Source organism: Streptomyces sp. NPDC046557 (assembly GCF_040645975.1).
Classification (GTDB): Bacteria; Actinomycetota; Actinomycetes; order Streptomycetales; family Streptomycetaceae; genus Streptomyces.
Map to the genome: position 1 here is coordinate 632,477 of NZ_JBEYZH010000001.1, position 12,708 is coordinate 645,184.

The window sequence follows — 12,708 nt, forward strand, 5'->3', positions numbered from 1 at the left end:
GGACGGCTCAGGCCGACGCCGGGCGGGGGGCGAAGTTGCCCTCCGCCAGGTCCTCCGCCAGGAGGCGCTTGGCGATCGCGTCCGCCGCCGCCCGCAGGGCCGCGCTGCGGGGCCGGCCGCCGTCCCGCTCCAGCCGGCCGCCCAGCCAGTCGGCCCACGCCGTGGAGATCACCGCGGCCTCCCGCTCCCCCGCCGGCGTGAGCGAGAAGAAGACGCCCTCCCGGCTCAGGTAGCCCTCCTCCACCATCCGGTCGAAGACCGGCAGCAGTACCTCCGGCGGCAGCGACCGGCGGGCCGCGACGAGACCGATGCTCGCGTGCCCGACCGTCCGGGTCAGCAGGTCCACCTGCATCACCGTCCACGCCCCCGCGATGTCCAGTCGGGTGTCGGAGCCGTTCACGATCGCGCGCGCCGTCTCGGGGCCCATGCCCCGGACGAGTTTGCCGACCGCCAGCTCCAGCAGTTTCGCCGAGTCCCCCGAGGCGGTGACCGGTGAGGCGAAGCCCTCGCCCATGTCCGTCGAGGAGGCTCGGGCACTGTCACGCAGCCGGACCTCCTTGAGGAACAGCGCGACGACGAAGCCCAGCCCGGCCACCGGCACCGTCCACAGGAACACCGTGTGCAGGGTCCGCGCGTAGGCGTCGATGATCGGCCCGGCGGCGGCCGGGTCGAGCGCGTGCACCCCTTGCGGGCTCCGCGCTGCCAGGCCCAGCAGCCCCGGGTCCCGGCCGGTGGCACGTGCCGCCTCCGCGACGCCCGCCGCGAGGTGGGGTGCGAGGGTGTTCGCGTAGATCGTGCCGAAGACCGCGGTGCCGAAGGCGCTGCCGAGCGTGCGGAAGAACGTCACACCGGAGGTGGCGGTGCCGAGATCGGCGTAGTCGACGGTGTTCTGCACGGCGATCGTCAGGACCTGCATGCACAGTCCGATGCCGGCGCCGAGCACGAACATGTACAGCGATTCCAGCCAGGTCCCGGTGCCCCGGCCCATCAGGGAGAGAAGGTACAGCCCGACGCCCATCACCGCGCAGCCCACGATGGGGAAGATCCGGTAGCGGCCGGTCTTGGAGGTGACGTTGCCGCTGAAGACGGAGGCGATCAGCAGCCCGATGACCAGCGGCAGCGTCCGTACGCCCGACACGGTGGCGGAATCGCCGTCGACGTACTGCAAGTACGTCGGCAGGAACGTCATCGCGCCGAGCATCGCGAAGCCGACGACGAAGCTGAGCACCGAGCACACGCTGAAGACGGGGTTGTGGAACAGCCGCATCGGCAGCATCGGTTCGGCGGCCCGCGTCTCGACCAGGCAGAACAGGGCGAGGGCCGCGGCGCCGGCCGCGAAGAGGCCGATGATCAGGGGGGAATCCCAGGCGTACTCGTTTCCGCCCCAACTGGTCGCGAGGATCAGCGCGCTCGCGCCGACGGCGACGAGTGCGATGCCCGGGTAGTCGATGACGGGCTTGCCCGTCGCCCGTACCGAGGGGATCGTCCGGGCGGCGGCGATCACCACCAGGATCGCGATCGGGACGTTGACGTAGAAGGCCCAGCGCCAGCTCAGGTGGTCGGTGAACAACCCGCCGAGCAGCGGCCCGATGACGGTGGCGACACCGAACACGGCGCCGATCGCCCCCTGGTACTTGCCGCGTTCGCGCAGCGGCACCACATCGGCGATCAACGCCATGGAAGTGACCATCAGGCCGCCCGCGCCGACGCCCTGCAGTCCCCGCCACAGGATCAGCATGGTCATGTTGCCGGACAGTCCGCACAGGAACGACCCGGTGATGAAGACGACCGCCGAGACCTGGAAGACGAGTTTGCGCCCGAAGAGGTCGCCGAACTTGCCGACCAGGACCGTCGCGACGGTCTCCGCCAGCAGGTAGGAGGTGACCACCCACGACATGTGGGCCGCGCCGCCGAGGTCCGCCACGATCGTCGGCAGGGCGGTGCCCACGATGGTCTGGTCCAGTGCCGCCAGCAGGACGCCCAGCATGATCGTGCCGAAGACGACGTTGCGCCGCCGCCGGTCGAGCACGGGTGGCGCGGCGGCCATGGCGGGGGCTGTGGTCACATCTCGCACTCTCACAGCGCCCCCGTGCCCCCGCATGCGGCGCGGGCCGTTCGGGTGACGGTCGCCCCGGCCGCACGGCGGATCAGCGCAGGTAGGCCAGGCCCGGGTGCTGGGCCGCGTACCCGTCGAGGAGCCGGCGGGCCACGGTCACGGAGTCCACGAGCGGGTGCAGGGCGAAGGCTTTGACCGCGTCCGCGCGCGAGCCGCTCGCCGCGGCGGCCAGGACCTCCCGCTCGACCGCCTTGACCGAGGTCACCAGGCCCACCGCGTGCAGCGGCAGCGGGTCGACGGACACCGGGTGGGCGCCGTTGGCGTCCACCAGGCAGGGCACCTCGATCACCGCCCGCGCGTCGAGCGCCGCGAGGGTGGAGCCGTTGGGCACGTTGAGGATCAGGGTGGCCCGCTCGTCCCGGGCGATGGCCCGCATGAGCGCGAGCGCGACCTTCTCGTAGCCGCCGGACTCCAGGTCGCTCTCCTCGCGCTCGCCGACGCCCGCCGCCTCCCGGTTCTCGGCCATGTACGTGGCTTCCCGCTCGGCCCGCGTCCGGTCCCAGGCGGCCAGCGCCGACCCGGGCGGCTGCCCCTCGCGCCCGGCCCGGGCGTAGAACTCGCGCTGCTGGTCGCGCAGGAAGGCGCCGCGGGTCCGCGGGGCCTCCTGGTAGCCGCGTACGGTGTCGCGGTTGAAGTAGTAGTAGTGCAGGTACTCGTTGGGGATCGCGCCGAGCGAACGCAGCCACTGCGCGCCGAAGAGCCGGCCCTCCTCGAAGGACTCCAACGCCTTGGTGTCGGCCAGCAGCCGGGGCAGTTCGTCGCGGCCCGCCACGCGCAGCCCCCGGACCCAGCCCAGGTGGTTCAGGCCGACGTAGTCGATCCACGCGTCCTCGGGCCGGACCCCCAGCAGGCGCGCGATGCGCCGGCCGAGGCCCACCGGGGAGTCGCAGATGCCGATGACCCGGTGGCCGAGGACCTCGGCCATGGCCTCGGTGACCAGGCCGGCCGGGTTGGTGAAGTTGATGACCCATGCCTCGGGGGCGGTACGGGCGATCCTGCGGGCGATCTCCCGGACCACCGGCACCGTGCGCAGGCCGTACGCGACCCCGCCCGCGCCCACCGTCTCCTGGCCCAGGACGCCCTCGGCGAGGGCGATCCGCTCGTCGGCGGCGCGTCCCTCCAGGCCACCGACGCGGATGGCGGAGAAGACGAAGTCGGCTCCGCGCAGGGCCCCGTCGAGGTCGTCGGTGGCGGTGACGGCGGGGGCGTCCGCCACCCCGGCGGCCTGGTCCGCGAGGACCCGGACCATGGCGGTGAGCCGGGCCGGGTCCTCGTCGTAGAGGGTCACGTGGGTCACCCGGCCCTCGGCGCGATCGCCGAGAAGTGCCCCGTAGACGAGCGGTACGCGGAAGCCGCCCCCGCCGAGGATGGTCAACCGCACGTCCCTACCGCCCTTCGCCAGTGCCACGATGCCAGTGCCACGATGCCAGTGCCACGATCGGTGACACGGCGGCGGCGCGACCCGCCTGGGGCGCCCCGGGCCGGGTCGACTCGGCGCGACACACGATCAAGGTCTCCAGTGTCCCCCGTTAAGGGCGCCGCGGGGGCGCCCGCGTCCGGAATCCACCGGATCCACCGGATCCACCGGAACCCGGCCGTCACGGCAGGCCGGGCCGGACCCTGACCCGTCCCCGACCGCCCGGGCCGGGCGTCCCGACCGGCCCGGCTCCTCGCACGGCGGGTCGTTCAGTCCCCGAGTGACGGCACCGCCCGCAGCCGCGCGCCCTGCTGCTGCGGATACCCCTGGCCGGGCCGCACCGGTCCGGCCGGCAGACCCTGCGGCGCCGAGAGGATCAAGGTCATCCGGGTGAGCCCCATCGCGTCCAGCATCCGGCTGGATTCCGCCACCATCCGGCAGCGCACCAGACCCCAGCCGGGATCGGGGTGGCGCACCGTCCGCACCGCCCCGTCCTGCTCGGCGGCGTCCGCGCCGTGGGTGCTGAGCCAGTGCGGGACGCCGTAGCGGTAAGCGGCCTCCATGAACGGGTCCCGGGCCACTTCCTGACGGATGCTCCGCAGTCCCTCGTCATCCGGGGCGCCGGCCAGCGCGGTCGCGAACCTGGCCAGCAGCGGGACGCACCAGGCCGGTTCGTGGTCCTCCAGCACCGCGGCGGCGTCCGGGTGGAACAGCACGAAGCGCAGGAAGTTGTCGTCCGGCAGGGCGGTGGGGTGCGGGCGGACCGACTGGAAGAGCTTGTCGAAGGCCGAGTTGGTCAGGGCCACGTCCCAGCGGTGGTCAACCAGGAAGCTCGGGTAGGGCACGGCCTCCATGAGGGCCGCGTAGTCGCACAGGTAGTCGCGCTGGGCGGGGTCCTCGGGCAGCCGGTTCTCCTCGGCGGCCCGCCAGGTGGGCGGCGGGTCCCGGTCGACCATGACCCGGAACAGCCAGAAGCACTGCCGCTCGCTCATCTCCAGGGCCTCTGCCAGGGCGAGCAGTTTGCGGTCCGTCCATTCCTTGACGAGTCCGCGTTCCCAATTGCCGTACGCCCGCACACTGATGCGCAGCCGTGCGGCGAGGTCTTCCTGGCTCAGGCCCAGTTCCTCGCGGCGCTGGCGCAAAAGCTCCTTGCGTCGCTCCGACCGCACTGCGCCACGGGCCGAGTCGTCGCCCGTCAGGCGTTCCTCGCCGGCTCGGGCGAGGCCATCGGACGGGCCCACCGCTGCGAGATGTGGCACCGAGAGCTCCCCCTCCTCACGGTCTGGATCTTCATTTCCGTGTGGCGATCCTGCTACCGACTTCATTCGAGTGTCAACTATTGTGGCAATTCCAGCCTGACGACAGCTCATTCGCGCCACAGCTGTGGCAAGTTCTGGCCCTCCAGGGGGAGACCGGATAGATTCCCTGGGGCCGACCCCGTGCCCGTATTGACCCCGCGCGATCTAGGAGAACCACTGGTGACAGACGGCTTCCCGGCTCCCGTCGCGGTGGCCAACGCGTCTCTGGCAGCCACCGTCACGCGGGTCGCCGAACTCGCGGGCAAGATGGGCCGCGACCTGAACCAGGTATTCGACCTCCGCCGACTCTCCGAAGCCTCGGGTGTCCCGACGGACGTGATCAAAACCCTGCTCGACGGTCGGCGCGCCGGCGAACCCGACCTGCAGACCCGCTTCCTCCAGCGTCTCGACCTGCTCCGGCGGACCAGGGTCAAACCCAACGGCCGCCGCTACACGCAGCAGGAGATCGCGGACGGCGCCGGGATGTCCCGGCAGCAGGCCGGCGCCCTGATCAACGGCGACCGCCGGCCCACGATGGAGCACTGTGACGCCATCCAGCGCTTCTTCGGGGTACACGCCGGCTTCCTCACCGCCCACGACGCCGACGCCCTCACCGACGCCCTCCAGCGCACCGAGCAGCAGCTGCTCCAGGACTTCGCCGGTCGCGAGCGTGAAACCGTCCCCGCCGAGGCCGCATCAGCCGGCGATCCGCTGGCAAGACTCCTCCAGAACCACGGCGTACGGGGCATCGCCTGGCGCGCCGCCCAACTGCCCAGCGACAAGCACCGGGACAAGGTGACCGAATGGCTGGACATGCTCCTCGAAAGCGTCAAACCGAACGAATCATGACCCAGTCGAAAGTCTGGATCTGAATCCTTGAGTCCTGATCCGGATCCGCGCCGACGGGGAGAACGGTGAGCATAGGCAGAGAGCAGCGGCGGTTCTGCGGGGAACTGGTGGCCGGCATCAAGCTGACCGCCCCCGTGGAGCCTGTGGGCCTCTACGCCGCCCTCTGCGAGGGCATGAGCAGACAACGGGGCCGACCGGTGGAATTCCGGATGGCCGCGTTCCCCCAGGGGACGGCCAGCGGGCTGTGGCTCGACATGGCGGACCGCGATCTCATCGTCATCGAGGAACGCACGGCGCCCGACCACCAACTGGTGATCCTGGGTCACGAACTGTGGCACATGAAGGCCGGCCACTGCAGCCACCACGTCGACGGCGCCGCCGTCGCCGCACGGCTGCTGGCCGGCGAGGCCGACATCGGCGAGACGGTCCGCCGAGTCGCCGCGCGCACCCGCGCCGACGTCCGGGAGGAGACGGAGGCGGAGACCTTCGGGCTGCTGCTCGGCAGCCGCTGCCGCAACTGGCTGGCCGGTTCAGGGGGGCACCGCGCCCCCGCGCAGCGCGACCAGCTCGCGGGCAGGATCGAAACGTCCCTCGGCTACCGGGGGCACAGGAACGAGCTTTGAACGGACAGGACTACTACATCCCCGCGGTGGCGATGGCGGTCTCCCTCGCCTTCAAAGTGCCGGCCCTGCGGGCCGACTGGCGCGACCCCCTGCTACGGTCCGTCTGCGCCCTGCTGACCCTCGCCGGAGCGGTGTTCACCTTCGCCGCCCCGCCGACCATCGTGGCCGTCAACCGCTGGACGGGCGTCTCCAACGTCTCCGCCCCGCTGGTGTACTGCCTGATGACCGCGTTCAGTGCCTCCTGCCTGGTGCTCGTCTTCAACTGGCGCGGCGGCGAGCCCGAGGAGATCCGGCGCACCTCCCGCCGCTGGATCTCCGCCTACTCCCTGGTGATCGGCACGATCGTCGTCGTGTACGCGCTCGGTTCGGCCCCGGTGGAACGACTGCGCGACTTCGACACGTACTACGCCAACACCCCCTACATCCGGCTGATGATCGCCGCGTACCTGTTGGCGCACAACGTCGCCGCCATCACCATGACGGCCATGTGCTGGCGCTGGGCCCTCCAGGTCCGCGGCTGGCTGCGCACCGGCCTGTTCATCATCGTCGGCGGCTATTCCTTCAGCCTCGCCTACGACGCCGCCAAGATGTCGGCCGTCGTCGCCCGCTGGACCGGCCACGACCTGGACGACCTGAGCACCCTCGTCGCGCCGCCGCTCGCCTCCATGGGGGCGCTGGTCAGCGCCATCGGCTTCGTGCTGCCGCTGCTGTGTCAGCGGGTCTCCGACAGTTGGCGCACCTGGTCGACGTACCGGCGCCTGGGCACCCTCTGGCACGAGATGCAGAGCACCGCGCCCGCCGGCACCCCCTCGGTCCGGATGTCCTGGTGGTCCCCGGCGGAGATCAGGGTGATCCAGCGGGAGTCGGACATCCACGACGGCTTCCTGCGGCTGGGCCCCTGCTTCGACCCCTGCCGCCGCGACCTCGCCTACGAGCAGGCCCGCGCGAACGGCGCCGACGAGGCCACCGCCCGCGCCGTGGCCGATGCCGCGATGGTCGCCGCGGCGGTGCGTACGAGCGCCGTCGACCTGGAGGGGACCGGCGGCGCGGACGGCCCGGACGTCCCGGACGGCGGGGCGGAGCGGGTGCACGTCACCGCCGACGGTCCGCGCGACCTCGTACGGATCTCCCACGCCCTGCGGCACTCCCCCCTGGTGGCGGCGGCGCGACGACAGGCCGCCGCCCTCTCGGGCAGCGGCCTGTGAGAGCGTTCGCCGGGCGCTAGCGTGCCGCGGCGATCGTGACCGCCGGGAAGAGGTCCTGGAACGGTCCCGCCGAATCGGTGCCGTCCCGACCGTAGGGCGCGTCGAAGCTCCACACCATGAACAGCAGGAACACGATCAGCGCGCTGAACAGCCCCGCCAGCAGCAACTCGCGGCCCGAGCGGCGGATCTGGAGCGTGAAGATCAGCCCGACCGTGACCACCCCGCCCACCAGCAGCCCGAACCACACCACGCCCGGCAGCGTCGACTCGTCGCTCTGCATCCGCGAGTGCCGGGCGTCGTCGGCGGCGGCGATGTGATCGAGGAGCGGCTGGTACGCCTGCGCCTGGAGTTCGGTGGCCGGGCTCTGGTGGGTGACGTCGGTGCGCAGCTTGCCGAGCAGGTTCGCGCCCTCCGCGGAGGCGGCCTGGCCCGATGTCAGTCGCGGCCAGTCCACGTTGACGGTGTGGGAGACGTAGGCGTCCACCTCCCCGCGGATGCGGTCGCGCACCGGCGTCGGGTAGACGTCGGCGCGCTGGGTGACCTCGTACAGCGACTGCGCCTCGCGCCGCACGCTGTCCTCCGCGGAGCCGCGCGCCTCCCAGACGCCCGCGATGGCCAGGCCGAGGACGATCGCGTAGACCACGCCGACCATCATCGTCATGTACTCGATGACGTCGGGGGTTTCGCTGGTGTCCTCGTCCTCCGCGACCCGGCGGTGCCGGAGCATGGTGCAGGCGAGGACGAGGGCGCAGACGAGCGCCATGGCGATGGCCAGGACCAGCCATTCGGACACGAGGGTTCTCCCGTTCGGGGGTCGAAGAGTGGGGGAGCGGAAGGGCTGGTGCTGTGACCGGGAAGGTCCACCCGGTCGCGGCGCCCGGCACTGCACTAGCGGGCGCTCTTGGAGCGGGGGCGCAGCGCGGCGGCGGCGAGCACGGCCGGGGTGGTCACGACGACCATCAGCATCATGGTCGACATGCCGTTCGGGCCCCTGCGCTCCAGGGCCGACGGGTGGTACGTCGGCACGTGGAAGGCGGTCACGGGCGCGGCGGCCCTGCGCGGGGGCGGAGCGGAAGCCTTGGCCGGGGCCGCCTCCGGCTGCGGCCCGGTGGCCGCCCCGACCGGCGGCGGCTGCGTCCCCTCCCCGGACGCCTCCGCCCGGGCGGGAAGGCCGGGGGCCTGTCCGGGGTGGTGCACGGTCGGCCGCCGCTTCCCGGGCGGGGTCACCCGCGGCGAGGGTCGCGCCGGCGCCCGCACGCCGGGTGGGGTGACGGCCGGGAGCCACACGGTCGGCGGTCGCGGCTGCCCGGCGGGTACGCAGACGTCGACCCGGGCGCCGTGGCCCGCGCCGTCCTCGGCGACCGCCACATGACCGTGCAGCGGGCACAGCGCGCCCACCAGGCCGGCCCCGGCGACGTACTGCCAAGCGGTCACCACGCGACTGGTCCTCCCGATCGGATTCGGCAGCAGGGATGAGGGTTCCTGCTGAAGAAACGATCACGGCCCGGCTACGACACGCACGGGAAGGTCAAGAACGGGCCCGCCGTACGAAGGCGGGTGCTCAGCCGATCGAGAGGGCGGGGCCGGTGACCATGAGGCCGAGGTCGTGGCCCGCGTAGGCGAAGAAGGCGAACATGACGAGGGCCGCACCGCCCAGTGCCATGTCCTTGGAGAATTGGATCTGCTCCATCTGCCGGGCCTGGGGCTCCTGCTCCTTCCAGAAACCGTGCATCAACAGGGCCGCCGCGAAGGAGAACGCGGCGAGCAGGAGGGCTCCGAGGTCGGCCCACAGGCCGACGCCGACGCTGACCGAGCCCACCAGCATGACCAACCCGCTGCCGAGCGTGGCCGCGACGGGGAAGGGTAGGCCTCGCGAGGCGGTGTACCCCGCCATCGCCTTCGTCTTGGTCAGGTGCCCCACGGCGGAAGCGGTGAAGAGGGCCACGAAGAGCAGGCGTCCGATGAGCACGAGCACATCCATGACGACCTCCGTAGAGCGCTGTGTCGCTCGTTCACGCGGCTTCTGCCCTTGTCGGGCGCCCTTCATCCACGCCCATGCGCCACAGCGCCGTTCCGGGACGGTGAAGGGGCGCGACCCTGCGGGTCGCGCCCCTTCACCTGCCGTCTCACCTGGGGCGTTACGCCTCCGGGGAGCCGCCGAAGCGCTCACGGTAGGACTCCAGGTCCTCCTCGGTGATCTTCGCGAAGAGCACCGGCGGCACGGTGAACGGGGTGCCCGCCGGGACCGCGTCCAGGGACGCGGCCTGCTCCGGGGTGACCCAGGTCGCCGTGTCGTCGGCGAGCGCGAACGCGGAGCGCATGGCGCGCGCCGATGCGGGGATGAAGGGCTCGGAGACCACCGAGTAGAGGTGGATGAGGTTCATCGCCGTGCGCAGGGTGAGGGCCGCGCCCTCCGGGTCGGTCTTGATCTCCAGCCAGGGGGCCTTCTCCTCCAGGTAGGAGTTGCCCGCCGACCACAGCGCGCGCAGCGCGGCGGCGGCCTTGCGGTACTGGAGCGCCTCCATGTGGCCCTCGTACTCGGCCAGCAGTTCGGCGATCTGGGCGCCCAGCCTGGCCTCGACCTCGCCGGCCGCGTTGCCCGCCGGGACGTCGTCGCCGAAGCGCTTGCGGGAGAAGGACAGCACGCGGTTGACGAAGTTGCCGAGGGTGTCGGCGAGGTCCTTGTTGACCGTGGCGGTGAAGTGCTCCCACGTGAAGGAGGAGTCGTCGGACTCGGGCGCGTTGGCGATGAGGAAGTAGCGCCAGTAGTCGGCCGGCAGGATCTCCAGCGCGTGGTCGGTGAAGACGCCGCGCTTCTGCGAGGTGGAGAACTTGCCGCCGTAGTACGTCAGCCAGTTGAACGCCTTGACGTAGTCGACCTTCTTCCACGGCTCGCGGGTGCCGAGCTCGGTGGCGGGGAACATCACCGTGTGGAACGGGACGTTGTCCTTGGCCATGAACTGGGTGTAGCGCACGTCCTCGGCCTCGTACCACCAGGACTTGTAGTCGCGGTTCGCCGGAGCGGCGTCCTGCGCGGCGTCTGCCCACTCCTTGGTTGCGGCGATGTACTCGATCGGGGCGTCGAACCAGACGTAGAAGACCTTGCCGTCGGCGGCCAGCTCGGGCCAGGTGTCGGCCGGGACGGGAACGCCCCAGTCCAGGTCGCGGGTGATCGCGCGGTCGTGCAGGCCCTCGGTCAGCCACTTGCGGGCGATGGAGGAGGCCAGCTGCGGCCACTCCTCCTCGTGCTCCGCGACCCAGCTCTCGACCTCGTGCTGGAGCTTGGACTGGAGGAGGAAGAGGTGCTTGGTCTCGCGGACCTCCAGGTCCGTGGAGCCGGAGATCGCCGAGCGCGGCTCGATCAAGTCAGTGGGGTCCAGGACCCGGGTGCAGTTCTCGCACTGGTCACCGCGCGCCTTGTCGTAGCCGCAGTGCGGGCAGGTTCCCTCGACGTAGCGGTCGGGCAGGAAGCGGCCGTCGACCGGCGAGTACACCTGGCGGATCGCGCGCTCCTCGATGAAGCCGTTCTCCTGGAGGCGGCGCGCGAAGTGCTGGGTGATCTCGGCGTTCTGCCGCGAGGAGCTGCGGCCGAAGTAGTCGAAGGACAGCTGGAAGCCGTCGTAGACCGCCTTCTGGGCGTCGTGCGCCTGCGCGCAGAACTCGGCGACCGAGAGACCGGCCGCCTTCGCGGCGAGTTCGGCCGGCGTGCCGTGCTCGTCGGTGGCGCAGATGTAGAGGACGTCGTGGCCGCGCTGGCGGAGGTACCGGGAGTACACATCCGCCGGAAGCATCGACCCGACCATGTTGCCCAGGTGCTTGATCCCGTTGATGTAGGGAAGCGCGCTGGTGATCAGGTGTCGAGCCATCCTCGGATGCTCCATTTCATCTGTGCGGTAGGTGCGGTGACAACGGGCCGTGACGGATTGTGATGCTGTTCATCGTATCGAACCGCCGAAAGGCCCGGCGCCGCGTTTTCCGCGGGTGGACATACGCAAAAGCGAGGGCAGTGACCTCTCCGTCACGGCCCTCGCGCTCGGGTCATGCTACAGGCGCGGCGGCGGGAACCCCGACGCGTGACCGGAGCGTGGACGCGGTGGGGAGCGAGGGCCGGTCCCATCGCGTCGGCGCCGTATTGCCGGGTGGGAGCGCCTGCCGGGGGGCATATGCGTATGCGCTGGTTGAGCCGTCACCCGATCGAAGGAGATCACCAGTCGATCGTCACCGAACGCTTTGCTTCCAGGTTTCCTCTCTGCGCCCTTCGAATGCGCCCGCGCTGACAGGCTGACGGCGAGAACGCCGGGCAGACGGATGCCCGGTGCGCGAGGTCGCGGTGGACGAGGGCACGGCTCGACGACGAGGTTCTCGCAGGGCATCCGGCGGATTCAGGGGACGAGGTGGAGCGGTGAGCGATGGCGGACCGGAGGAGTCCGGCGGTGCCGTGGGACTGCCGAGCCGGCGACGGCAGCCGACTCCGATGACCCAGTGGGATCCGCCCGCACGTCTTTCCTATTGGGCTTTCCACACCAATCGGCGGCCCGCGTACATGCGTTTCGCGTATCTTCAGCTCGGCTCCGACGCGGCCGCCGAGGACGCGGTGGACGCCACCTTCGACTCGATCATGAACGAGTGGCTCCGGATGCTTCACATGGACCGCCTCGACGCCTACGCCTGGACCGTCCTCAAGCAACGGATCGTCGACCGCCAGCACCGCCGCACCCCCTGCCCGCAGCCGATGGACATCAGTGCCTTCGAGGCAGCCCTCAAGGAGGTCCACACCGACCAGTACGAGGTCCTGACCGACACCATCCGCTTCTACTCGGCCGTCTCCCGGCTCGCCGAGCGGCAGCGGGACGCGGTGCTGCTGCGCTACGGGCTTCAGTGCAGCCCCGGTGAGGCCGCCGCAGTGATGGGTGTCGACGAGGCCACGGTCCGTTCGCAGCTCGGGCAGGCCCACCGTCGGCTCGCCCGCCTGCTCGACGCGTCCGCCGAATCATGAGGCCCCGAGAGGGCCGGGACTGCGACGGCACCCCCCGCTCGCTGGCCGAGTTCCTGGACCGGGCGAGCGTTCGCGACCGCTACCCGCACTACGACCTCGGCGCGGCGGAAGCCCGGCTGCTGCGCCTCCCGCGCACCGGCCTGGGGCACGCCCACGGTCGCACCCGGCGCCGCTCCGGCTACGGCTGGAGCGATCCGGCGCGGG

General features: G+C 71.4%; 11 protein-coding genes. 4 read left to right on the forward strand and 7 right to left on the reverse strand.

The features are described from left to right. Positions 1–7 precede the first annotated feature (7 nt). From ABZ934_RS03125 to ABZ934_RS03135, 3 genes are all read right to left on the reverse strand, one after another. Positions 8–2,047 carry an MDR family MFS transporter gene (locus tag ABZ934_RS03125; RefSeq protein WP_361308695.1) on the reverse strand — a complete coding sequence of 680 codons (2,040 nt, stop codon included), beginning with the start codon at positions 2,045–2,047 and terminating at the stop codon, positions 8–10. A 100-nt stretch (positions 2,048–2,147) separates the two neighbouring features. After that, positions 2,148–3,497 carry a 6-phospho-beta-glucosidase gene (locus ABZ934_RS03130; protein ID WP_361308697.1) on the reverse strand — a complete coding sequence of 450 codons (1,350 nt, stop codon included), beginning with the start codon at positions 3,495–3,497 and terminating at the stop codon, positions 2,148–2,150. Positions 3,498–3,802: 305 nt separating this feature from the next. Next, on the reverse strand, positions 3,803–4,792 hold the full coding sequence (locus tag ABZ934_RS03135) for a helix-turn-helix domain-containing protein (RefSeq protein ID WP_361307902.1): 990 nt from the start codon (positions 4,790–4,792) through the stop codon (positions 3,803–3,805). A gap of 219 nt (positions 4,793–5,011) precedes the next feature. Here ABZ934_RS03135 and ABZ934_RS03140 point away from each other — a divergent pair, with 219 nt between their 5' ends. The 3 genes from ABZ934_RS03140 (at position 5,012) to ABZ934_RS03150 (ending at position 7,508) form a co-directional block, all read left to right on the forward strand. Further along, complete coding sequence (locus ABZ934_RS03140; protein ID WP_190185069.1) at positions 5,012–5,680, forward strand: helix-turn-helix transcriptional regulator; 669 nt, start codon at positions 5,012–5,014, stop codon at positions 5,678–5,680. A gap of 65 nt (positions 5,681–5,745) precedes the next feature. Next, the gene (locus tag ABZ934_RS03145; RefSeq protein WP_361307904.1) at positions 5,746–6,303 is read left to right on the forward strand and encodes a toxin-antitoxin system, toxin component; all 558 of its coding nucleotides are present in this window, start codon (positions 5,746–5,748) and stop codon (positions 6,301–6,303) included. After that, positions 6,300–7,508: an MAB_1171c family putative transporter gene (locus ABZ934_RS03150; protein ID WP_361307906.1), complete on the forward strand. Its 1,209-nt coding sequence runs from the start codon at positions 6,300–6,302 to the stop codon at positions 7,506–7,508. Before ABZ934_RS03145 ends, ABZ934_RS03150 begins: the two co-directional genes overlap by 4 nt. A gap of 16 nt (positions 7,509–7,524) precedes the next feature. On the opposite strand, the gene ABZ934_RS03155 is transcribed toward ABZ934_RS03150, so the two are convergent. The 4 genes from ABZ934_RS03155 to metG all read right to left on the reverse strand — a co-directional run bounded on the left by ABZ934_RS03155 (position 7,525) and on the right by metG (position 11,374). Next, on the reverse strand, positions 7,525–8,301 hold the full coding sequence (locus ABZ934_RS03155) for a hypothetical protein (protein ID WP_361307908.1): 777 nt from the start codon (positions 8,299–8,301) through the stop codon (positions 7,525–7,527). A 95-nt stretch (positions 8,302–8,396) separates the two neighbouring features. Continuing rightward, positions 8,397–8,945 (reverse strand): hypothetical protein, encoded by a 549-nt coding sequence (locus ABZ934_RS03160; RefSeq protein ID WP_361307910.1) that lies wholly within the window; start codon positions 8,943–8,945, stop codon positions 8,397–8,399. Between the two features lie 124 nt (positions 8,946–9,069). Then, positions 9,070–9,489, reverse strand: coding sequence for a DoxX family membrane protein (locus ABZ934_RS03165; protein ID WP_361307912.1), 420 nt, complete (start codon positions 9,487–9,489; stop codon positions 9,070–9,072). Positions 9,490–9,646: 157 nt separating this feature from the next. Further along, entirely contained in the window at positions 9,647–11,374 is a 1,728-nt protein-coding gene (metG, locus tag ABZ934_RS03170; RefSeq protein WP_361307915.1) for a methionine--tRNA ligase, read from the reverse strand. Positions 11,375–12,051: 677 nt separating this feature from the next. Here metG and ABZ934_RS03175 point away from each other — a divergent pair. Continuing rightward, the gene (locus ABZ934_RS03175; protein ID WP_361307917.1) at positions 12,052–12,504 is read left to right on the forward strand and encodes a sigma-70 family RNA polymerase sigma factor; all 453 of its coding nucleotides are present in this window, start codon (positions 12,052–12,054) and stop codon (positions 12,502–12,504) included. Positions 12,505–12,708: the final 204 nt, after the last annotated feature.